Origin of the sequence: Rhizobium sp. CBN3, from assembly GCF_030518245.1 — a bacterium.
Taxonomy (GTDB): Bacteria; Pseudomonadota; Alphaproteobacteria; order Rhizobiales; family Rhizobiaceae; genus Rhizobium; species Rhizobium aethiopicum_A.
In genome coordinates, this window is record NZ_JAULSE010000003.1 from 272,443 (window position 1) to 294,005 (window position 21,563).

Below are 21,563 nucleotides of genomic sequence, written 5' to 3' on the forward strand. Positions count from 1 at the left end.
GTCAGTTTCCGGCAGACGATTGCTGCCAAATGCCTTCACGCTCGAGCATCTTGGTCGCCGCAATCTGTTCGGCGGCACGCTTCGACCGCTCTACGCCGGTTTCCGGCTTTATGCCAGCAACTTCCACCGTCACCTTGAAGCGCGGATCATGATCCGGTCCGCTGCGTTCATCAACCCGATAGATCGGCGTGACGCCGAATTTCGCGTGTGACCATTCCTGCAGCTCGGTCTTGGCGTCGCGCTTGGCGCCGTCGGCCCTGACCGCCCTGCCCTGCCAATAGCGCAGAATGAACCGGCGGGCGACCTCGAGACCGCCATCGAGATAGATTGCGGCGATCAGGCTCTCGACGACATCGGCGCGCACATTCATCATGCGCTTGCCGGTCAATTTCTTCACATCGGCGCCGGTGCGGATATAAAGGTGGAGATTGAGTTCGTCGGCGACCGCGGCACAGGTTTCGGCGCTGACGAGCTGGTTGAGACGAACCGAGAGCTCGCCTTCCCCCGCCGTGCCGAAGGTGCGGAACAGAAGCTCGGCGATGCAGAGCCCGAGGACCCTGTCGCCGAGAAACTCCAGCCGTTCGTAATTGCCGCCCTTTTCCGTGCGGGCGCTGGCATGGGTCAGCGCCCGGTCCAGGCGTGCCTTTTCGGCGAAGTCATGGCCGATTAGGCTTTCGAGCTTTGCGCGGTCCGCCGCAGAAAGCGTCTGCGCCTTACTCATTCAACGACCTTGAAAAGGCGGTCCCAGCGCATGTTGGTCGGCCACTTCCAGATTTCGCGGAAAGACGTGTCGTTGCCGAGCGAGAAGAAGATGACGCTGGCGCGACCGACAAGATTTTCAGCCGGCACGAAGCCGACGTCGAAGCGGCTGTCGAGCGAGTTGTCGCGGTTGTCGCCCATCATGAAATAATGGCCTTCCGGCACGATGAATTCGCGGGTGTTGTCGCCGCGCGACACCGGCGACTGGTCGAGCGTGTCGTAGGTCTTGCCGTTATCCAGCGTTTCGCGGAATACCGGCACGTCCTCGCCCGGATCGAGCTTGTAATCCGAGGTGAAACTGCCATCCGCCACCTTAGGAACCGGCTTGCCGTTGACGTAGAGGACGCCGTCGGTGACTTGGATATGGTCGCCGGGCAGGCCGATGCAGCGCTTGATATAATCGACATCGGGATTCGGCGGGAAGCGGAAGACGACGATATCGCCGCGCTTCGGATCGGAGCCGAAGATGCGGCCGCTGAACAGATCAGGCGAGAAGGGCAGCGAATATTTCGAATAGCCGTAAGCGAACTTATTGACGAAGATATAATCGCCGACGAGCAGCGTCGGCATCATTGAGCCGGACGGAATGGTAAAGGGCTGGAACAGCACCGTTCGGATCACCATCGCCAAAATCAGCGCCTGAATGATGACCTTGATATTTTCCCAGAGGGCGTTCGGCTTGGTATCGACTTTTTCGGACACGCAGTCTCATTCCTTCAAGACGCCGTAAAGGCGCAATTCTTTCTGCCGTTCTCTCTAGCGGCTTCGGCCGGTTGCGGCAATGGCGACAACATGAAAAGCGACGAGAGGTCGCGTCGAAACGCTTCCGCGGTCGCGATCAAATGCTCCCGTGGTCGCGTTGAAACGCTTCCGAGGTCGCGGCCAAACGCTCCCGAGGTCCCGTTGAAACGCTCCCGGGGTCACGATCATGGGCTCTCGGGCAACGCCTCGATGATGACGAAGGCCTGCGCCAAGGGATAATCATCGGTTATTGTCAAATGAATGGCGGCCCGATGGCCCGCGGGCAGCATCGCTTCCAGGAGCACGGCGGCGGTACCGGTCAACTGCATGGTCGGCTTGCCGCTCGGCAGATTGACGACGCCCATGTCCTTCCAGAAGACACCCTGGGCTATGCCGGTGCCGAGCGCCTTGGAACAGGCCTCCTTGGCGGCGAAACGCTTGGCATAGGATGCGGCGCGGTTTGCCCGGCGGTCGGAACGGGCGCGCTCGATCTCGGTGAAGCAGCGATTGGTGAAGCGCTCGCCGAAGCGCTCGATCGATTTCTCGACACGACGAATGTCGATCAGATCGCTGCCAATGCCGATGATCATGCCGGAACCTTCCGTCGCCTAAGAATTCTGCACCGGTTCATACGCTCGGCATGTCGCCGGCCGGACCCGCCAGGCGCAGGCGCGCCCGCTCTATTAGCCGCGTGCGGCGGCGGGCCTGAAAACCCCTGACGGTGTAGAACGTCAGCGCATAGAGCGCAACGGCGGTCACGATTCCCGGCGGAATGGCGCCGATCAGCATCGGCTCCAGCACCGGCCTCCACAATTCGGTGAAGTTCAGCTTGTGAAAGAGCGCGGCGAGATCCACCATCTGACCGGCCAGATGATCCTCACGGCTCAACAGCAGATGGCCGATCTCCCAGGTGATACCCCAGATGAAAGGATAGGTCAGCGGATTGCCGAATGCGGCGCAGCCGAGAGCCGCGGCCACCATATTGCCGGAGAGGAAATAGGTGATGACGAAAGCCATGACGAAATGCACGCCGATGAACGGCGTCCACGAGACAAAGACGCCGGCGGCGACGCCGGCCGCAACCGCATGCGGCGAAGCGCTCAGGCGCAGGATGCGCATTGTCAGGTAACGGATCGGGCGAAGGAAACCTTTTCGGGGCCATAGAAGCTCCCGCATCTTTTCCTTGAAACCCGCAGGCTTGCGACGGCGAAACAACATGGTCGCTATTTAGTGCAGTGCACCGGACCATGACAAGAGCGGCAAATGGTACCGCCCGAAACAGCCCCTTCATTTTTCTTGCAAAGGAGCATCTTCATGCCGAGGGGCGCTCGTTATACGTAACGTCCCTCACTCGACCAAGTATAAAGGTGGTATCAGCGATTGCGGAACAGACCGCGGTCGACCTGACGCTGACGAAACTCGAGATCGATACGATCCAGCGAGCCGTTCAAATATGCCATTTCACGTTCCTGAGCAGTCGGAGCGCGAAGGGCGCGAGCGATTTTCCTGATAGGGTCAAACATTACCTTGTCTCATCTTCTGTTTACGTTTTCGATGACCAGAAGATAGTCCTGCCAAAGGTTAATTACCATCGCTGCAACATGGACACAGCTATGCGCTAAACGCATTCCTTGCCTTATTGCTGCGCCATCACGATCACAAACCGATCATAAAATGTGCATTTTTGTCGATCAGGTCCATGGCAGGCTTAGCAAAAGCCTACTCATAGAGCCGCCGGACCGTGGCGATGCAATCCAGGTCCTTCATCTGGGCGAGCAACTGGTTGAGCTGGCGCAGATCCCACACCTCGACTTCCAGCATCATCTCGGTGAAATCGGCTGCCACGCGCACCGTATTCAGCATGCGAATATTGACGTCGAGCCCGGCTACAGTCTGGGCGACCTTGGCAAGCGTGCCGGGCTCATTCAACGCATTTACCATGATGCGCGCCATGAAACGCGACTTGTTGGCCTCGTCGAGATCCCAGCGCACGTCGATCCAGCGATCGGGCTGATCGTCGAAACGCTGCAGGCTCGGCGACTGGATCGGATAAATGGTGATGCCCTTGCTCTGATCCATGATGCCGACGATGCGGTCGCCGGGCACGGCGCCGGTCGAGGCGAACTTGACGTCGACATTGCCGGACAGGCCGCGGATCGGGCCCACATCGACATCGGCATCGAGTTCCGATTGGCCGCCTTCGGCCCCGGCCTTGGCCTTGCCGGGAATCTTGAAGATCATGCCTGCGGCGCTGCGGACATTGAACCAGCCGTCATCGCCGGAGGGCTTGACGGTGACGCGCTCGTCCTGATGGTCGGGATAGACGGCGCGCAGCACGTCGAGCGATGACATCTCGCCGCGGCCGACGGCGGCGATCGCATCCTCGACATCCTTCTGGCCCAGACGGTGCAGCGCCGGTTTCATCGCCTCGCGCGAGAAAATCTTGCCGGCCCGATTGAAGGTGCGCTCGAGGATGCGGTGGCCGAGGCCGGCATATTGCTTGCGGATCGCCATACGGGTGGCGCGGCGGATGGCAGCGCGCGCCTTGCCGGTGACGACGATCTCCTCCCAGGCGGCCGGCGGAACCTGCACGCCGGAGCGGATGATCTCGACCTCGTCGCCATTCGCCAGCCGCGTCACCAGCGGCATGATGCGGCCGTTGATCTTGGCGCCCACCGTCGTGTCGCCGATATTGGTGTGCACCGCATAGGCGAAATCGATCGGGGTGGCGCCGCGCGGCAGCGCAATCAGCTTGCCCTTCGGCGTGAAGCAGAAGACCTGATCCTGGAAGAGTTCGAGCTTGGTGTGCTCGAGGAATTCCTCCGGGCTGTCACCTTCGGCGAGCGCCTCGATCGTATGGCGCAGCCAGGAATAGGCATTGGATTCGCGCGAAAGAATGTCGCCATCGGCATTGGTGGCGCCGTCCTTGTAAAGCGTGTGGGCGGCAATGCCGAATTCGGCGATTTCGTGCATGCGCTTGGTGCGGATCTGCAGCTCGATGCGCTGGCTGGACGGACCGACGATGGTGGTGTGCAGCGAACGGTAGTCGTTCTGCTTCGGCGTCGAAATATAATCCTTGAAGCGGCCTGGCACGACGCGCCAGCGCGTGTGGACGATGCCGAGCGCCCGGTAGCAGGAAGGGATGTCTTCGACGATCAGACGGAAGCCATAGACATCGGAAAGCTGCTCGAAGGAAAGCGACTTCGACTGCATCTTGCGAAAGACCGAATAGGGCTTCTTCTGCCGGCCCTTGACATAAGCGCTCGTCAGGCCGCTTGCGACCAGGAGGTCGCGCAGTTCCGCCTCGATCTTCTTGACGATGCCCTCGTTGCGCTTGGAAAGCTCTTCCAGCCTCTTGGTGACGGTCTCGTAGGCTTCCGGATTCATATGGCGGAAGGAGAGCTCTTCCAGCTCCTCGCGCATGTCCTGCATGCCCATGCGGCCGGCGAGCGGCGCATAGATTTCCATCGTCTCTTCGGAAATGCGGGCGCGCTTGTCGGCCGACATGTGATCGAGGGTGCGCATATTGTGCAGACGGTCGGCGAGTTTGACGAGCAGGACGCGCACATCGTCCGATATGGCGAGCAGCAGCTTGCGCAGGTTCTCCGCCTGCTTGGCCTTTTTGGTGACGAGATCGAGCTTCTTGATCTTCGTCAGCCCCTCGACCAGGCGGCCGATATCCTCGCCGAACAGTTCGTCGATCTCGGCGCGCGTCGCCGTCGTATCCTCGATAGTATCGTGCAGAAGGGCGACCGCGATCGTCGATTCATCGAGATGCATGTCGGTGAGGATGGCGGCGACTTCGAGCGGATGGGAAATATACGGATCGCCGCTCGCGCGTTTCTGCTGACCATGTTTCTGCATGGCGTAAACATAGGCTTTGTTCAGCAGTGCTTCATTGGCATCGGGCTTGTATTGCTGAACCCGCTCCACGAGCTCGTACTGCCGCATCATTCCAAAGCCACTCCGACAAAAATAAAAGCGCGCCAATCAACGATTGGCGCACACATGGGCAATAATATGCCTAAGCAATAAAGGCGCAAGATTGACGATTGGTAATCGTCGCTCTTTTCCGAATCAGATCCGGTCGAGACGCTTAATAATCGTCGCTCTTTTCCGGCGGCACGAGGCCTTCGATACCGGCAAGCAGCTCTTCTTCCGACATCTGATCGAAAGTGATCGTCTCCGGCAAGTCGTCCTGCTCCTCGCTATCGGCGGCAGCAGCGCCGCCGGCGGCGATCATGCTGGCCGGATCGGGCTCGGGCTCGTCGACTTCGACATGCTTCTGCAGCGAATGGATCAGATCTTCCTTGAGATCATCGGGCGAAAGCGTCTCGTCGGCGATTTCGCGCAGCGCCACGACAGGATTCTTGTCGTTGTCGCGATCGATGGTGATCGAGGCACCCTGGGAAATCAGCCGGGCGCGGTGGCTGGCGAGCAGAACCAGCTCGAAGCGGTTCTCCACCTTGTCGATGCAATCTTCAACTGTGACACGGGCCATTGCCTGTCCTTTACGGTCGTCATTTCGGGATTAGCACGCCCGATACAATTAAAACCGGGCAAATACAAGTTTTTCGTTCCGGCTCCCCTCGTCTTTATCCGCAGCCGAGCTAAATTTCCATGGAGAATGTGACAATTCCACCAAAGGTTGCTTGGAATATGCGGAACCGTGCCCTAAATCTCCCTTATATGAACACTTAGTAAAGTACGCATCAAATCAAAAATCACAATAAGCCGTTGTATTTATTGAAATTTGATGCCCTGCGAATTTCGATTTCTCTCATTGGAATTGGTAAGCGATGTTTGACCCACGCGAAAAAATTGCACTCTTCATTGACGGCGCCAACCTCTACGCTGCATCCAAGAGCCTCGGTTTCGACATCGATTACCGCAAGCTCCTGAAGGCATTCCAGAAACGCGGCTACCTCCTGCGCGCATATTATTACACCGCGCTGATCGAGGACCAGGAATATTCATCGATCCGTCCTCTGATCGACTGGCTCGACTATAACGGCTATAAGGTCGTCACCAAGCCCGCCAAGGAATTCACCGACTCCATGGGCCGGCGGAAGATCAAGGGCAACATGGACATCGAGCTTGCGATCGACGCCATGGAGCAGTCGGAAACCGTCGACCATCTGGTCATCTTCTCCGGTGACGGCGACTTCACGAACCTCGTCGAGGCGCTGCAGCGCAGAGGCCGCAAGGTCTCGGTGATCTCGACCATGGCGACGCAGCCGCCGATGATCGCCGACGACTTGCGCCGGCAGGCCGATCATTTCATCGACCTCTTGTCGCTGAAGGCTGAGATCGGTCGCGATCCCGCGGAGCGGGCGCCGCGCCCGGTCGAAGTCGCCCCGGCCAGCGATTTCGGGGAGTAATCGAAAGCGCCGCGAGCCGATCGGCTGTGGCGCGATGGGTTAGCCGTTATCCTTCAATAAGCGGCTCTTTTGCCGATTCCAGTCGCGCTCCTTCTCGGATTCGCGCTTATCGTGCAATTTCTTGCCCTTGGCGAGCGCCAGCTCCATCTTCGCCCGACCCCGGTCGTTGAAATAGATCTTCAGCGGGACCAGCGTCATGCCTTCGCGGTTGACGGCGGAGCGCAGGCGATGGATTTCACGGCCCGACAGCAAGAGCTTGCGGCGCCGGCGCGGTTCGTGATTGAAGCGGTTCGCCTGCAGATATTCCGGCAGGTAGGAGTTGATCAGCCAGATCTCGCCATCCTCATCCGACGCATAGGATTCGGCGATATTGGCCTTGCCTTCGCGCAACGACTTGACCTCCGTGCCCTTCAGCACGAGACCTGCCTCATAAGTATCGATGATCTCGTAGTTGAAGCGGGCCTTGCGGTTTTCGGCCACGACCTTGTTCACCACGCGCTGGCTGCCTTTGGGGGCCATGACGATATTCCTTCGGGGCGCGAAAAGCCGCGCCCTCATTGCTTGTCCTTATGTAAGGGAACGACCCGGCCTTGTGAAGGCCGGTCTCCTCAGTTCAGCAATCCTGCGTGACGCATGGCGGCGTCGATCGCTGCTTCGGTTGCCGGCTCCAGGGTCGAAAGCAGCGGCGAGCGGACATTGCGGCTCATCCGGCCGAGCTTGGCGAGGCCGTATTTGGCGCCGCAGAGACCGGGCTCAAGGAAGATCGCCTTATGCAGCGGCATCAGCCGGTCCTGATATTCGAGCGCGCGGGCGTATTCACCGGCCAGCGTCGCGGCCTGAAAATCGGCGCAGAGGCGCGGGGCGACATTGGCCGTCACCGAGATGCAGCCGACGCCTCCATGGGCGTTGAAACCCAGCGCCGTCGCGTCCTCGCCGGACAATTGTCTGAAGTCCTTGCCGCAGGTGATACGCTGCTCGGAAACACGCTCGATCTTGCCCGTCGCGTCCTTGACGCCGACGATATTGCTGTGTGCCTTGGCGAGAGCGCCCATCGTTTCCGGCGTCATGTCGATCACCGAACGGCCGGGAATATTGTAGATATAGATCGGCAGGGCGACGGCCTCGGCGATCGCGGAAAAATGCGCGATCAGACCCTTCTGCGTCGGCTTGTTGTAATAGGGCGTGACGACGAGCACGGCGTCGGCGCCGACCTTTTCGGCATGTTGGGCGAGTTCGACCGCCTCACGCGTATTGTTCGAACCGGCGCCGGCCATGACAGGAACGCGTTTTGCCGCCACTTCGATGCAGAGTTCCACGACCCGCTTGTGCTCGGCATGCGACAGCGTCGGCGATTCGCCAGTCGTGCCGACCGGAACGAGACCGCTGCTGCCTTCCTTGATCTGCCAGTCGACATGGGCGGCGAAGCTCGCTTCGTCGATCAGTCCGGCATCGGTGAAGGGGGTGACGAGGGCGGGGATGGACCCATTGAACATGCAAAGCTCCTCACGACCAAATCCTTGCTTCGGCCGCATTCCATGAATATTTTGCGCACCATAGAGCGCCGAAATCATCGCGACAAGCGCGGAGAGTTCGGTTTAGGGCAAATTCCGATAGCAGATGTGAATGAATTTTACCTGGTACGGTAAGGCTTCGTTAAGATGCCTCTAGCCAAATGGGCAGGGCGTGTTTTCATTGCGAGATCCCGGATGAAGAAAGCTGTCCTGATTCTGACCGCCTTCGGCTTCGTTGCCGCCGCGTGGGGCAGCCTCGCGTCGCCGCTTCCCGGCGAAAGCATTCCGACGCCCGGCATCAAGCCGATCGGCTTCGTTCCCGAGACATCGATACCGGAAGCGCTGACAACCGGCGCCATCCCGCGCAATCCGGCCGTCGCGGCCGTCGCCAATGATCTGAAAAGCGGCCTCGATGCGCTTTCCGCCAAGAATCCGCAACTGGCTCTGTCGATCCGCGACAGCCTGCGCGAGGGTACGCTCGACCGCCATATCCTCACCTGGGCGATCGCCGTCTCCGGATTGAAGGGCGTTCCCTCCTATGAAATCGCCAGTGCTGCGCAGGAGCTCAAGGGATGGCCCGGCCTTTCCAGGCTGCGAGCCTATTCCGAACGTGCGCTCTACGACGAAAACCCCGCCCCGTCGGCCGTGCTCGCCGCCTTCGGCGATACCGCGCCGGAGACGATGCAGGGCGCCGTCATTCTCGGGCGGGCGCTGACTGCGTCAGGCAAGCAGGCGCAGGCAGCAAGATATATCCGCAAGGTCTGGCGCACTGAGGCGCTCGACAAGGCGAGCGAAGACAAGATCCTCCTCGAGTTTTCCGCCCTGCTGACGCCAGCCGACCACAAGGCGCGGATGGATTATCTGATGTATCGTGGCCGGGTAGCGCAGGCCAAGCGCTTCGGCGATATGGGCGAAGCGCAGTCCCTCTACAAGGCCTGGGCCGCCGTCGACGCCAAAGCTGCCAATGCCGACGCGCTGCTCAATAGCGTCGAGCCGAAATGGCGTGGCGATGCCGGCCTGCTGTTCGCGCGGATCGAATATCTGCGCAAGCAGGACAAATATACCGAAGCGGCGGCGCTTCTGGAAAAGATGCCACGCGAGCCAGGCGAACTCGTCAATTCCGGAGAATGGTGGAACGAGCAGCGGATCGTCAGCCGCGGCCTCGTCGATCAAGGACAATTCAAGCCTGCCTATCGCATCGTCGCAAGATCCGCGGCAACCAGCCCGACTGATATCGTCGAGGCCGAGTTCCATGCCGGGTGGTACGCGCTGCGCGGGCTGCAGGACCCGACAACGGCAGAAAAGCATTTCCGCAAGATTCTGGCGACTTCGAACGGTCCCATCTCGGTGTCGCGCGCCTGGTATTGGCTCGGGCGGGCAGCCGAGGCCGGCGGCCCCGGCAACTCCGGCGAATTCTATGGCAAGGCCGCGAATTTTCCCGGCACCTTCTATGGGCAGCTCGCGGCCGAAAGGCTTGGACGCAAGACGCTCAACGTCAGCTATCCCACCCCGAGCGCAGCCGACCGCCAGAGTTTCCAGGCGCGCGAGGCCGTGCAGGCAATCGCCCGGCTCGAGGCAGCCGGCCATGGATGGCGGGCCGACATCCTCTATCTCGCGCTCGCCGATCAGCTGCAAAGTCCCGGTGAACTGGCGATCCTTGCGGCGCAGGCCGAGCAGTCAGGCAATCATCATCTGTCACTGCAGGTCGGCAAAATCGCCTATGGCCGCGGCATCGACGTCGCAGCACTCGCTTTTCCCGTCGGCGTAATCCCGGCGAATGCCAATATCTCCGGCTCCGGCAAGGCGCTCGCCTATGCGATTGCCCGGCAGGAAAGCGCCTTTAACCCGGCCGCCGTTTCGGCGGCGAATGCGCGCGGCCTACTGCAGCTTCTGCCCGGCACGGCCCAGGCGGTGGCCAAGCGCCACAACATCACCTTTTCGAAGGACAAGCTGACGGCCGATGCCGGTTATAATGCGACGCTCGGCGCGCATTATCTCGGCGAGCAGATCGAAGCCTTCGGCGGCTCCTACATCCTCACCTTTATCGCCTATAATGCCGGGCCGAAGCGGGTGCCGGAATGGATCGGACGCTACGGCGACCCACGCGGCAGGCCGGTCGACGAGATCGTAGACTGGATCGAGCGCATCCCCTTCCCCGAAACGCGCAATTACGTGCAGCGGGTGATGGAGAATTATGAAGTCTACAAGGCCCGCCTTGGCCAGCCGGCGGATATCGAGCGCGACCTGATCGGCGGACGCAGCGCCTCCTGAAGCCGTTCGGCGCGGCTTGAAAAGCAGGCTGGTCTTTGTTTTTCCGCATGTCTTTATCGCAAAACCGCTGCACACTTTTGCGAGACATGCTCTACACCTTCCGGATCAGACAGCTCTCGAGGATGCGATGCCGAACGTGGATGCAGGCGATTTCCAAGAACGATTTTACTCTTCCTCCGATGGGCTGAGGCTTTATGCACGCGACTACCGGCCCGAGAAGGCGGCAGCCGCCGAACGGCTGCCAGTGATCTGCCTGCCCGGCCTGAGCCGCAATGCCCGGGACTTTCATCCGCTTGCGCTGCTTCTCAGCCGCGACAGAACAGACGCGCGCAGGGTGATCGCGCTCGACTCGCGCGGCCGTGGCAATTCCGCATGGGATGAGAACAGGGCCAATTACAATCTCGCCGTCGAGACCGGCGACATCATTGCCGCCTGCACGGCATTCGGCATCGAGCGGGCGATTTTCATCGGCACCTCGCGTGGCGGCCTAATCCTGCATTTGATCGCAGCGACACGGCCGGATCTTCTCGAAGCCGTGGTCCTGAACGATATCGGACCGGCGATCGAGGCGAGTGGGCTGGCGCTCATTCGCGACTACCTCAACAGCGGCAAGGCGCCGGCCGACTGGAAAGAGGCGGCCGATCTATTGCGGGAAAATCACGGCGCCTCGTTTACCGCGCTTACAGGCGAGGACTGGCGCGAAATGGCGCTTGCGCTATATCGCGACGTCGGCGGAAGGCCAGTCGCCGATTTCGATCCAGCGATCGCCGAGGCGCTGAGATCGATCGATTTCAGCCAGCCGCTGCCCGATCTCTGGGCACAATTCGAAAGCCTGAGCCGCTTTCCGCTGATGCTGATCCGCGGCGAAAATTCACCGCTGCTGTCGCAGGAAACCGCGAGCGAAATGACCCGACTGCATCCCGGACTGATCCTTCATTCCGCCGGAGGGCAAGGACATGCGCCCCTCCTCCATCTCGGCAATATCCCTGCAGCAATTCGCGCTTTTCTCGCCACTTTGCCGGTAGGCTGATTAATCGGAATCGGATGCCCCCGGCGTGTGTCGGAGGCCCTTCCTCAGTTCGGTTCCCGGATGGCATCATCCAGGCCGCGCAGCAGCGGGTAGAGGAAATAGGAGATCACCGTCCTGTTGCCCACCTTGATCTCTGTGGAGACGGTCATGCCCGGTAGCAGTCTGACCGGCACGTCTGAGGCGTTCAGCCTCGTATCGGCAAGCAGGATGCGAGCCTTGAAGAAGGGGGCGGCCGGCTGGCTCGGGGTGGCGGTCTGCTCCTGCTGCTGGCCGGTCATGAACGTGTCCTGGCTGATGGTGCGAACCTCGCCCGACGCGGTGCCGTATTTCTGGAAGGGATAGGCGTCCAGCTTGATGCGGGCTTCCTTACCCACGGCGATGCGGCCGATGTCGCGGGTGTTGATCGAGACTTCCGCTTCGAGCGGCACGTTGATCGGCACCAGTGTGACGATCGGTTCGGCTTCGCGTACGACGGAGCCGATGGAGCGCTGGGCGAGATCGAGCACGATAGCGTCGGCCGGTGCTGTCAGCGACACCATGTTGCGGCGCAGCTCCATCTTCTTCAGCTCTTCATCCGCCATGTCGCGCTGGCCGCGCAGCTCCACCAGCTGTTCCATCGCGGCGCGGCGGAAATCCTCGATGAAGGCCTGCCGGTCGGCTTTCAGCTTGGCAAAGGCATGCGCGGCCTCGTCGGCCTTGCCGCGCACGGCAGTCAGATCGGACTCGACGTCGAGGCGGGCGTCGCGCGAGCCGAGCATGGTGATCAGCGAGCCGCTCTGCGTGTTAAAGAGCCGCTCGCGCGCGCCTTCGATCTGCGAGAGAGTGTCGCGTCGGTCAATGAGCACGGCCTCCTGGTTCTTGGCCGCGGCAAGCGCTGCCGATTGGCCGGCGATCTGCTGCTCGAAATTCTGCAGCTGCGCCGTGTAGAAGGCCCGCCGCTGACCGAAGAGCTGCACCTGCAGCATCTCGTCGGGCGTCGTTCCCGCCATCATCGTGTAGTCGTCGCCGGCAAGTTCCGCCTCGATGCGCTTCACCTGGGCGTCGAGTGCTGAGAACTTCGCCTGCTGCTGGTCGACATCGGCCTGACTGAAGGTGGCGTCGAGCGTTGCGAGCGTCTGTCCGGCATGCACCACCTCGCCGGCCTTCACATCGATCGTGCGAATGATCGAGGTTTCGAGCGGCTGGACGACGATGGTCGGCTGAGTGGTGACGAGCTTGCCGGGCGCAATCACCACCTCGTCGATATCAGAGACGGAGGCCCAGATGATGGTCGCAGCAATTAGCGCCGTCACGCAATAGAGCGTCATCCGCGCAACGCGGGGCGGAGCACGTTCCTCGAGCTCGACGGCGTCGGACTGGAATTCAGCAATTGCCGGCGGCAGCGGCATGCGGGCGACGAGCTGTCCGCCCCTGCCTGGCGGCCCCTTGTCTGAGGGACCATGGTCTGAGGCTACGGGCAGGTTCTCGCCGGATTTTCTGACACGCGCGTTCATGCGACCTGCCTCATTTGCTGTGCCCACAGGTGGCGATAGGTCATGCAGCGCGACACCAGCTGGTCGTGCCGGCCGATATCGGCAACCTTGCCCCGATCGATGACGAGAATGGCATCGGCATCGACGAGGGTCGAAAGCCGGTGCGAGACGATGACAACGGTGCGTCCGGCGGCGATCCGGCTCAAATTCTCGCGGATGATCGCCTCGCTGTCGGGGTCGAGCGCACTCGTCGCCTCATCGAAGATCAGGAGCTTCGGATCGGTGATCAGCGCCCGCGCAATGGCGAGCCGTTGCTTCTGACCGCCGGAGAGGTTTGCGGCATTTTCTTCCAGCATCGTGTCGAAGCCGCGTGGCAGGCGCTCGATGAATTCTTGCGCACCGGCAATGCGGGCGACCTCCATGATCTCCTCGATGCTGGCATCGGGTTTGGCGGCGGCGATATTGTCGCGCACCGTGCCGCGGAAGAGGAAATTATCCTGCAGCACGACGCCGATGCTGGTTCTGAGATGCACGAGGTCGATCTCGCGGCTGTCATAGCCGTCCATGCGCACCAGCCCTTCCTGGCTCTGATAGAGTCCCTGGATGAGCCGCGTGATCGTCGTCTTGCCCGAGCCGCTCTTGCCGACCACGCCGAAGACGCAACCCGCCGGAATGGCGAAGGACACATTGTCGAGCGCCGGCGCCGCATCGGGAGCATAGCGGAAGGTGACCCTGTCGAATTCGATACGGCCATGCAGATGCGGCCGCACCCCTCGGCCGCGGCCTGCCTGCTCCGGCCGCTGGTTCATGATCTCGCCGAGCATGCGCACCGACAGAGCCACTTCCTGATATTCGTGCACCATGGTGACGATCTGCACCAGCGGTCCCGAGACGCGGCCGGCCAGCATGTTGAAGGCGACCAGCGCGCCGATCGTCATGGAACCGCTGAAGACATCGAGTGCGCCGAGCCCGATGATCGCCACGCTCATCAGCTTCTCCAGAAGCCCGGTCATCGACTGGGCGATGGTGGAGATTTTTTCGACCCGGAAACGCACCGAGATCGACTGCGCCGAATAATCGTCCCACACCTTGCGCTGGCGCGGCTCCAGCGCCAGCGACTTGACGGTGCGCATGCCATGCACGGTTTCCACCAGCAGGGCCTGCCGGTCGCCTTCGGCCTGATAAAGCGCTTGCAGGCGACGCTGGAACGGCCCGACGAGCAGCATCACCACGAGCCCGACGAGCGCCGCAAAACCCAGCACCACGAGCGTCAGCTTAACGCTGTAGAGAAGCAGGATCGGCAAGAAGACGAAGAGTGAAACACCATCGAGAAGCGTCAGGAACAGCCGGCCGGTGAGGAATTCGCGGATGCGCCCCGTCTGTTGCATATGCTTGACGAGAACGCCGGCCGAGGCCTGTTCGAAGAGCGCAATCGGCAGGTTGAGCAGATGGCCGAAGGTGCGCGTCGCCACGCGGATGTCGATCCTGTTGGTGGCGTAGAGCAGCAGATAGCGGCGCAGGAAGCTGAACGTCGCGTCGAAGACGAGCGCCACCGCGATGCCGGCCGTCAGAACCGTCAATGTCGCGTAGCTCTGATGCACGAGCACCTTGTCGATGACGAGCTGAAAAAACATCGGCGTCGTCAGCCCCAGGCCGTAGAGCACGAAAGCTGCGAGGGCCACGTCACGGAAGAAGCTGCGTTGGCGGATGATTTCGGGGACGAACCAGCGGAAGCCGAAGGGCCGGTCCTCATCCGACATGCGATAGTTGCGCTTCAGCAGAACCACCGATCCGAGCCAGGCCTTGGCGAATTGCTCCTCGCTCAGCAGAATGACTTCGGGACGGGTAGCGAGCGGGTCGAGAACGCGGATCCGCTCATCCTCGCCCTCCCCGAGAGCGCCTGATATGACCACCCAGTTGCCGTTCGAAAGTTCGGCAAGCACCGGGAAAGCCTCGCCGAGCTGGAACAGGCTTCGCCAGTCGAGGGTCAGATGCCTGGCCCTAAGGCCAGCGTCCTTGGCCATTCTGAGCATTTGCCGCACGGCCACCGGATCGTTGCCGACGGAATAATCGTGCTGCAATCGCTCAGGAGAAAGGTCGACGCCGTGGTGACGCGCGACGAGCGCAAGACAATGCAGGTTGGTATGCAGAAAACCACTCATGGCCCACCCGAAACACTACGAGACCGAGGCTGTCCCGTTGTCAGTTGAAATTCGGCGAGGCGTTCGAACCGCCGCCCTGCACCGACTGGATATCGGTGGCGGCTGCAGCCGACATGTCACCGATGCGACGAACCGCGCCCGCCTCCACCAAGCCGCCAAGCGCCTTCTGCATGAGGTCGACCGCATTGGCGAAGGCGTCGACAGGCATGATGATGCGCTGGCGGAAAACCGGCTTCGGATTGTTGTTGGCGTCGCGATCGGTGGCCGAGAGCGACATCAGGTCGATGCGCACGATCGTTCCCGTGACGGTGATTTCGCCGATACCGTCTGCATAAAGTTCGCTGCTCATTGTTCTCTCCTCTGGTTGATAATCAAAACCTGTTCACCTTTGAGTCGACGCATCGGATATCCGAAAACCGCTTCACACTTTTCGGTCCGATGCGTGCGTATCGTGCCGCCATGCCGGAAACGGATCGCGAAGGCCGACGGCGGTCTGCGGATCGAAACCCGTCTCCTCCCCGGTCAGGCAATCGTCGAGCGCGGTGCGGATGGCGCCCTCATCGAAGCCGGAGCCGGAGCCGATGAAGACCAGCTCCTGGCGGCGGTCGCCCCAGACATCGTCCCAATGCCGGTCGAGCAACTGGCGGAATTGCGGATGGCGCGGCCAGTGCGCGCGCGGCACCGAGGCCCACCAGAAACCCCTGGTACCGATGCGGCATTGCATGCCGGCAATCGACAGTAGGCCGATCTCGTCCGGCCGGGTCGCCAGCCAGAAATGACCTTTCGCTCTGATGATGCCGGGCAGTGGCTGCTCGAGCATGCGGCTGAGCCGTGCCGGATCGAAAGGCCGGCGATTGCGATAGACGAAGCTTGAAATGCCGTATTCCTCTGTCTCCGGCACATGATCGCCCCAGCCGTAAAGCTCCTTGTGCCAGAGCGGATGGCGGGCGGCCTTGGCTTCGCTGAAAAAGCCGGTATCCAGGATCGCGCCGAGGGGCACCTGGCCGAAGACCGCCTCGATGACGCGGGCATCCGGATTGAGTGCTGCGACGACCCGGCGAACCTCGGCAAGGTCGGTCGAGGGCACGTCGCCCGCCTTGTTGATGATGACGACATCAGAAAATTCGATTTGCTCGACGAGCAGTTCCACGAGCTTGCGCTCATCGTCCCTGTCACGCCTTTCGCCGCGATCGGCCAGGAACTCGTCGCTCCGGTAATCGACAAGCAGATTGACCGCGTCGACGACGCAGACCATGGTGTCGAGCCGCGCCACGTCGCAAAGGGCTGCTCCGCTCTCGTCGCGGAAGGAGAAGGTCGCCGCTATCGGCAGGGGCTCGGCGATCCCCGTGCCCTCGATCAGCAGATAGTCGAAACGGCCGGCGGAGGCGAGCCGGCGGACCTCGCTCAGGAGATCGTCGCGCAATGTGCAGCAGATGCAGCCGTTGCTAAGCTCGACCAGGGTTTCGTCGGTCCTCGAGAGGTTGGCGCCGCCGTCACGGACGAGATCGGCATCGATGTTCACCTCGCTCATGTCGTTGACGATCACGGCGATCCGGCGTCCCTCGCGATTGTTCAGGACATGATTGAGGACCGTCGTCTTGCCGGCGCCGAGAAACCCCGCCAGGACCGTCACCGGAAGTCGATTGTCTGCACCCGTCATCGATACCCCCGCTCGCCTTTACGCCGCGAGCTGCGGTTTGAACGCCACGTCCACATAGTAGTTTGTGCTGTTGTAACTGCTCGTCGGGAACAACCCGCTCGATCCATAGGCGTAGATGCCGTTGTCACCGCTGAGCGCCCTGAGGTCGCCGCTCGTCTTCTCGGTGCTGAAATAATTGCCCGTCGCCGAGTAGTTGCCGTTCGTGCTGTACGAAACGACGTAGGTCGTATCCGCTGCGACAGCGACCTGCTGGGTGAGCGTGGCAGTCTGCCAGCCGCTTGCTGTTTCGTTGCTGAAGGTGATGCTGGCAAGCAGCGTGCCCGAGGCGGTCCAGAGGTAACCGTTATGCGGGCCGGTATTGTCGGCGCCCTTATAGAAGCGGATGCCCGTGACCCAGCCTGCCGTGTCCGCCTGAAATTTCATGCCGAGATTGACCGGGTGATTGTCGTTCACGGAGACGATTGCAGGCGTTTCATTGGCGCTGAAGAGGTTCTGCTCGCTCCCCTGGGCGTTGACGGTAAGCGCAACCTGGGCCGATGCCGTGCCGCCCTGACCGTCGGCGATGGAATAGCTGAAGCTCGCCGGCCCGGTATATCCTGCCGTCGGTGTGAAGGTGACGGTCTGCGTCTGGCTGTTGTATGACACCGAACCGTTGACCGCGCCGCTGACGCCGGTGATGACAAGCGGGTTGCCATCGGCGTCGCTGTCATTTGCCAGCAGGTTTGCAGCGGCGATCGACAGAGCCGTATTGGTATAGGTCGTATAACCGTTGTCATTGGCGGCCACCGGCACCGTATTGCCCGTCGACTGATTGAAGACGACATCGACCCAGTAATTCGTCGACTGGTAGCTCGACGTCGGGAAGGTCGAGCCCGATCCGACCGCGTAGACGCCATTGCTGCCTGCAAGCGCCGTCAGCGAGCCATTGGTATGCGCCGTGTTGAAATAGTTCGAGGTCGCCACATAGGTGCCGGTCGTGTGGTAGGAGGCGACATAGGTCGCACCCGCCGTGATCTGCAGCGGCGTAGCGAAGTTCGCGGTCTGCCAGCCGGAAAGCGACTCGTTGGTGAAGGTGACCGTGGCGACGAGCGTGCCGTCGGCCCTCCAGATGGAGCCGGTATGCACACTGGTATCACCGGCAGCCTTGTAATAGCGGATGCCCGAGATGGTGCCGGTCGAGGAAGCCACGAACTTCATGCCGAGTTCCAACGCGGTATTGTCGTTGAAGCTGCCGCCGGTCGGTCCCTCACTTGCCGTAAACAGTGTCTCGCCAGCCGAACCCGTCTGAACGGTCAGACTGACATTGCCTTGATCCGTGCCGCCGCGTCCGTCCGACAGCGTATAGGTGAAGCTCGCCGGGCCTGAATAATCGTTGGCCGGCGTGAAGGTGATGGTGCCGGTCTGCTTGTTGAGAGCGACCGTGCCGTTGACGGCATTGCCGACGGCCGTGATGGTCATCGCATCGCCATTGGGATCGGTATCGTTTGCCAGGAGCGAGGAAATGGAGATAACAAGCGTTCCGTTGTGGCCGATGATCAGCCCGCTGTCGTCGGTCGCGACCGGCTGGCTGTTGGGGCCGGCATCGAAGACCACATCCACCCAGTAATTGCTGCCGCCCGGATTCTGGCCGGGGAATGTGCTGGGCGTCGTGCCGTAGGCGAAGACGCCGCCGCCATCGACGGCCTTCAGCTGGCCGCTGGCATAGGGCTCGTTGAAATAGTTCTGGGTGAGCGAGTAGTAGCCATTGCTGTGATAGGAGGCCACATAGGTCGTGCCGGCCGCGATCTGGATCGGGCTGGAGAACATCACCGTCTGCCACCCTGAGAGCGATTCCCCTGTCGCTACGCCGGTCGCCAGCAGCGTTCCGGTGCTGCTCCAGAGGCTGACGACGTGTTCGCCGATGTTATAGAAGCCCTTGTAGAAGCGGATGCCCTCTACCGAGCCTGCCGTCGTCGCTTGGAAGCGCAGGCCGAGCTCGACTGAATCGCGATCGACCGCTACTTCGGTCGCGGGCTTTTCCGCCAGCGTCCACAGGCCCTGCGTGCCCGGCAGCGTGACGGTGACCTGCTTGCCGGCCGATGGCGCCTCCAGATTGACGCTGTCGTCGACGGCGCGTGACAGGATCGTATAGGTGCCGCTCGCCTGGACGACCCAGTTATAGCTCCAGTTCTCGCGGCCCGTGGCCTTGAACCAGTGCTGGCCGCCATCGGTGGAGACCTCGACGCCGGCAATGATGCCGCCGCCGAAATCCTGCGCCGTTCCTGATATCGTCACATGCTGCCCTTCGAGGAAGCTTGCGCCTGATATGGGCGAGGTAATCGACGAGGTGGGCTTCAGCATGTCGGTCGATTGGGTCGCGAGGATCAGGCTCGCATCGAGCGTCGTCGGCTGGATGCCCATGTCCGCGAACATGTTCACCATCGCCTGCTGCACGTTGCGATCGGTTGACGTTGCCGGCCCCTGATGCTGATCGTTCAGCCCCCAGGACCAGAAGACGGTGCCGGCGCCGAAGACGAGTGCGCCGCTTGCCGCCCGGTACATGGTCAGGCTGTGGGTCGCCACCGCGTCGCCGATCGTCGAGCCGTAATCGCGGAGATAGGTGTTGACCGCGACCGAGGAGAGCGACAGGTCGATCAGTCCAGCCGGACGGAATCCATTCTCGACATCCGAGTCCCATTCATAGCCGAGCAGGTTCTGCACCAGATTGTAGGTCTCGCCCGGCTGCAGATCTGCCACATCGGTATTGCGCCAGAAGCGAAGGTTCGAATAGTCGTAGGGGATGGAGATCGTATCCTGGCGGTAGCCGTCCACCTGGAACATCGTGCCCGTCAGCGAATTTTCCGGCTCCTGCCCCGGATCGGCGTAACGCGGATCGCGCCAAGTGCCGGTGCCGATACTGCTCGGGTCCGTGCTCGTGCCGTAGGTCTCCTTGTAGCAGACCACGGTGCGGTAGGCCTGGCCGCTGCCGTCGATACTGCTTTCCCAGCGAACCTTCCAGTAGACTTCGTTGCCACTCCAGAAGGCGAGGTTCACGCCGGCATCGCGCGCGGCCTCCACATTGGTGCGCTGCTCGGCCGACCAGTATTCGTCATGGCCGACCGAAAGGAAGGCCTGATGGTTGAGCAGCAGATTGCCGCTGCGCGTCGCATCGACGCCGGAAATATAGGAAACGTCGTAGCCGTTCTGCTCCAGCCACTGGATGGCTGAATGCTCCACGCCAAAGATGAAATCGTGCGAGCCGCCGACCGGGCTCGTATTGGTGATGATCGGCCTGTTATAGCTGATCGCCGAGGCGCGACCGATCGCGGTCAGGCCGCAGCTGCAGTTCGGCGGCAGGTAGCCGATCATGTCAGCGGGATCGACGGGGACATCGCCGTAATAGAGGCTGGCGCCGCCCCAGGCATTATAAGCCTGCCAGGTCGTGTCCGAGGTCTGGAAGACGATATTGCTGTGCGAGGAATCGTCGCGCACGACGAAGGGGATGATGCTGGCATCCTCGGTGCCGTCCTCGCGCACCAGCTTGGCGAAATAGACGCCGGAGACCGCATCGGTCGGAATCTGCCAGCTCGCCGAGACCGACCAGTTGCCGCAGTCGATGAGACCGAGCGACATGTCGACGATCGGATGCGGCTGGATCTGCGCCGTGGTCAGCTGTTGCTCGATCGAGCCGACCTTGCGCGCACCGGCCCCGCCGTAATAACCCATCCGGTAGATATCGATGCGGTAATGCGTGGAATCGGTGGCGATCTTGAAATCGACGGTCTGGCCGATATTCGTGCTGATTTCGGTGGCGAAGCCCTGAATGGTGCCCTTGCCGTCGCCTTCCAGGCCCCACTCGCTGATCGGGTTGCCCTGTTTCAGATTTTCCAGTGCGATCTTGTTGAGCGTCACCGCAGCCGGCGCCGCCGCCGGTGCGGCCAGCGCTGAGACCGCGGTCGTCTCAGCCGAAACGTCCTGGCTGGGTTCCACCGAGAGGGATGCTATCGAGGCCTGCAGGCGCAACGAAGTCGTGTCGAGACTGCTGGAAGACGTCACCGGCGCCGCCGTCGTGGCGCTTCCGGTGTCGGCATCGCTGGTAATACCCGTCAGTGCGGGAGCGGCGGGCAGTGTCGCAGCCTCTTCGTACGGATCCGGGGCAAGTACGGTGTCTTGCGATGTCGAGGAGGTCGTGTCGAAGACCGTCGCAGCCGACGCCGTCTTCGTGGATGTGTCCTGCGTGCCACCATCGGCGGCAGGCGCTGGCATCGGCGTCGACGATGCAGGCGACGACTGCATGTCGCCTGATGATATCAAGGAAGATGTAACCGTGCCGATGAAGGAGGATTGAACGCTTGCGCTGCCTTGATTGGCAAAGCCGGAAGAATCCTGAGTGCTCGAAGAGACTACGGTCGGAGTTCCAAGCAGTGCGGCCCAGGCCGAGGTTGCGTGACTGATGCACGGCTTGCCGCCGGCAGCAGTCAAGTATTTGCGATTCCTCACATGAAATCTCAGCAAGAGCGGCGTCCCCATTTCCCGTCGACCAGCATTGAATGGCTTCATCCTGCCAGCTTTCGGAGCGGAACGTACGACAGCAATC

At 61.5% G+C, this 21,563-nt stretch carries 17 protein-coding genes; 3 read left to right on the top strand and 14 right to left on the bottom strand.

Translation table 11 applies throughout. The features are described from left to right. Position 1: 1 nt before the first annotated feature. The 7 genes from rnc to rpoZ all read right to left on the bottom strand — a co-directional run bounded on the left by rnc (position 2) and on the right by rpoZ (position 6,001). Positions 2-721, bottom strand: a complete 720-nt coding sequence (gene rnc / locus QWJ46_RS06675) for a ribonuclease III (protein WP_302749983.1) — start codon at positions 719-721, stop codon at positions 2-4. After that, complete coding sequence (gene lepB, locus QWJ46_RS06680) at positions 718-1,461, bottom strand: signal peptidase I (protein WP_064801523.1); 744 nt, start codon at positions 1,459-1,461, stop codon at positions 718-720. Before lepB ends, rnc begins: the two co-directional genes overlap by 4 nt. A gap of 224 nt (positions 1,462-1,685) precedes the next feature. Further along, complete coding sequence (gene acpS, locus QWJ46_RS06685; RefSeq protein WP_184453340.1) at positions 1,686-2,090, bottom strand: holo-ACP synthase; 405 nt, start codon at positions 2,088-2,090, stop codon at positions 1,686-1,688. A gap of 37 nt (positions 2,091-2,127) precedes the next feature. Further along, positions 2,128-2,718 (bottom strand): DUF2062 domain-containing protein, encoded by a 591-nt coding sequence (locus tag QWJ46_RS06690; RefSeq protein WP_184453342.1) that lies wholly within the window; start codon positions 2,716-2,718, stop codon positions 2,128-2,130. A gap of 155 nt (positions 2,719-2,873) precedes the next feature. Then, on the bottom strand, positions 2,874-3,023 hold the full coding sequence (locus QWJ46_RS06695; RefSeq protein ID WP_184453344.1) for a DUF3563 family protein: 150 nt from the start codon (positions 3,021-3,023) through the stop codon (positions 2,874-2,876). Positions 3,024-3,219: 196 nt separating this feature from the next. Continuing rightward, positions 3,220-5,454 (bottom strand): bifunctional (p)ppGpp synthetase/guanosine-3',5'-bis(diphosphate) 3'-pyrophosphohydrolase, encoded by a 2,235-nt coding sequence (locus QWJ46_RS06700; protein WP_184453345.1) that lies wholly within the window; start codon positions 5,452-5,454, stop codon positions 3,220-3,222. A 142-nt stretch (positions 5,455-5,596) separates the two neighbouring features. Beyond that, complete coding sequence (gene rpoZ / locus QWJ46_RS06705) at positions 5,597-6,001, bottom strand: DNA-directed RNA polymerase subunit omega (RefSeq protein WP_011424719.1); 405 nt, start codon at positions 5,999-6,001, stop codon at positions 5,597-5,599. Positions 6,002-6,299: 298 nt separating this feature from the next. On the opposite strand from rpoZ, the gene QWJ46_RS06710 reads away from it, so the two are divergent. Next, positions 6,300-6,881 (top strand): NYN domain-containing protein, encoded by a 582-nt coding sequence (locus QWJ46_RS06710; RefSeq protein ID WP_064801515.1) that lies wholly within the window; start codon positions 6,300-6,302, stop codon positions 6,879-6,881. A 39-nt stretch (positions 6,882-6,920) separates the two neighbouring features. Here the strand turns inward: QWJ46_RS06710 and smpB are convergent, their stop codons facing one another. Further along, positions 6,921-7,400, bottom strand: coding sequence for an SsrA-binding protein SmpB (gene smpB, locus QWJ46_RS06715; protein WP_004675044.1), 480 nt, complete (start codon positions 7,398-7,400; stop codon positions 6,921-6,923). An 89-nt stretch (positions 7,401-7,489) separates the two neighbouring features. Further along, entirely contained in the window at positions 7,490-8,374 is an 885-nt protein-coding gene (gene dapA / locus QWJ46_RS06720) for a 4-hydroxy-tetrahydrodipicolinate synthase (RefSeq protein ID WP_302749986.1), read from the bottom strand. A gap of 213 nt (positions 8,375-8,587) precedes the next feature. On the opposite strand from dapA, the gene QWJ46_RS06725 reads away from it, so the two are divergent. Continuing rightward, positions 8,588-10,663 carry a lytic transglycosylase domain-containing protein gene (locus QWJ46_RS06725; protein WP_302749987.1) on the top strand — a complete coding sequence of 692 codons (2,076 nt, stop codon included), beginning with the start codon at positions 8,588-8,590 and terminating at the stop codon, positions 10,661-10,663. A 127-nt stretch (positions 10,664-10,790) separates the two neighbouring features. Continuing rightward, positions 10,791-11,693 carry an alpha/beta fold hydrolase gene (locus QWJ46_RS06730; protein ID WP_302749988.1) on the top strand — a complete coding sequence of 301 codons (903 nt, stop codon included), beginning with the start codon at positions 10,791-10,793 and terminating at the stop codon, positions 11,691-11,693. A 44-nt stretch (positions 11,694-11,737) separates the two neighbouring features. Here QWJ46_RS06730 and QWJ46_RS06735 read toward each other — a convergent pair whose 3' ends face one another. The 5 genes from QWJ46_RS06735 to QWJ46_RS06755 form a co-directional block, all read right to left on the bottom strand. Beyond that, a complete protein-coding gene (locus QWJ46_RS06735; RefSeq protein WP_302749989.1) occupies positions 11,738-13,186 on the bottom strand; it encodes an HlyD family type I secretion periplasmic adaptor subunit in 1,449 nt (482 codons plus the stop codon). Next, the gene (locus tag QWJ46_RS06740) at positions 13,183-15,327 is read right to left on the bottom strand and encodes a peptidase domain-containing ABC transporter (RefSeq protein ID WP_184453351.1); all 2,145 of its coding nucleotides are present in this window, start codon (positions 15,325-15,327) and stop codon (positions 13,183-13,185) included. Before QWJ46_RS06740 ends, QWJ46_RS06735 begins: the two co-directional genes overlap by 4 nt. 40 nt (positions 15,328-15,367) lie before the next feature. Continuing rightward, the gene (locus tag QWJ46_RS06745; protein WP_302749992.1) at positions 15,368-15,676 is read right to left on the bottom strand and encodes a hypothetical protein; all 309 of its coding nucleotides are present in this window, start codon (positions 15,674-15,676) and stop codon (positions 15,368-15,370) included. Positions 15,677-15,748: 72 nt separating this feature from the next. After that, positions 15,749-16,987 carry a GTP-binding protein gene (locus QWJ46_RS06750; protein WP_302749993.1) on the bottom strand — a complete coding sequence of 413 codons (1,239 nt, stop codon included), beginning with the start codon at positions 16,985-16,987 and terminating at the stop codon, positions 15,749-15,751. Positions 16,988-17,005: 18 nt separating this feature from the next. Beyond that, a complete protein-coding gene (locus QWJ46_RS06755; RefSeq protein WP_368046078.1) occupies positions 17,006-21,526 on the bottom strand; it encodes a DUF4082 domain-containing protein in 4,521 nt (1,506 codons plus the stop codon). Between the last annotated feature and the right edge of the window lie 37 nt (positions 21,527-21,563).

Bases quoted from the DNA above. Each gene is read 5' to 3' on its own strand.
- rnc (WP_302749983.1), bottom strand. From the start codon at position 721: ATGAGTAAGGCGCAGACGCTTTCTGCGGCGGACCGCGCAAAGCTCGAA.
- acpS (WP_184453340.1), bottom strand. From the start codon at position 2,090: ATGATCATCGGCATTGGCAGCGATCTGATCGACATTCGTCGTGTCGAG.
- QWJ46_RS06690 (WP_184453342.1), bottom strand. From the start codon at position 2,718: ATGTTGTTTCGCCGTCGCAAGCCTGCGGGTTTCAAGGAAAAGATGCGG.
- QWJ46_RS06695 (WP_184453344.1), bottom strand. From the start codon at position 3,023: ATGTTTGACCCTATCAGGAAAATCGCTCGCGCCCTTCGCGCTCCGACT.
- QWJ46_RS06700 (WP_184453345.1), bottom strand. From the start codon at position 5,454: ATGATGCGGCAGTACGAGCTCGTGGAGCGGGTTCAGCAATACAAGCCC.
- rpoZ (WP_011424719.1), bottom strand. From the start codon at position 6,001: ATGGCCCGTGTCACAGTTGAAGATTGCATCGACAAGGTGGAGAACCGC.
- QWJ46_RS06710 (WP_064801515.1), top strand. From the start codon at position 6,300: ATGTTTGACCCACGCGAAAAAATTGCACTCTTCATTGACGGCGCCAAC.
- smpB (WP_004675044.1), bottom strand. From the start codon at position 7,400: ATGGCCCCCAAAGGCAGCCAGCGCGTGGTGAACAAGGTCGTGGCCGAA.
- dapA (WP_302749986.1), bottom strand. From the start codon at position 8,374: ATGTTCAATGGGTCCATCCCCGCCCTCGTCACCCCCTTCACCGATGCC.
- QWJ46_RS06725 (WP_302749987.1), top strand. From the start codon at position 8,588: ATGAAGAAAGCTGTCCTGATTCTGACCGCCTTCGGCTTCGTTGCCGCC.
- QWJ46_RS06730 (WP_302749988.1), top strand. From the start codon at position 10,791: ATGCCGAACGTGGATGCAGGCGATTTCCAAGAACGATTTTACTCTTCC.
- QWJ46_RS06735 (WP_302749989.1), bottom strand. From the start codon at position 13,186: ATGAACGCGCGTGTCAGAAAATCCGGCGAGAACCTGCCCGTAGCCTCA.
- QWJ46_RS06740 (WP_184453351.1), bottom strand. From the start codon at position 15,327: ATGAGTGGTTTTCTGCATACCAACCTGCATTGTCTTGCGCTCGTCGCG.
- QWJ46_RS06745 (WP_302749992.1), bottom strand. From the start codon at position 15,676: ATGAGCAGCGAACTTTATGCAGACGGTATCGGCGAAATCACCGTCACG.
- QWJ46_RS06750 (WP_302749993.1), bottom strand. From the start codon at position 16,987: ATGACGGGTGCAGACAATCGACTTCCGGTGACGGTCCTGGCGGGGTTT.
- QWJ46_RS06755 (WP_368046078.1), bottom strand. From the start codon at position 21,526: ATGAAGCCATTCAATGCTGGTCGACGGGAAATGGGGACGCCGCTCTTG.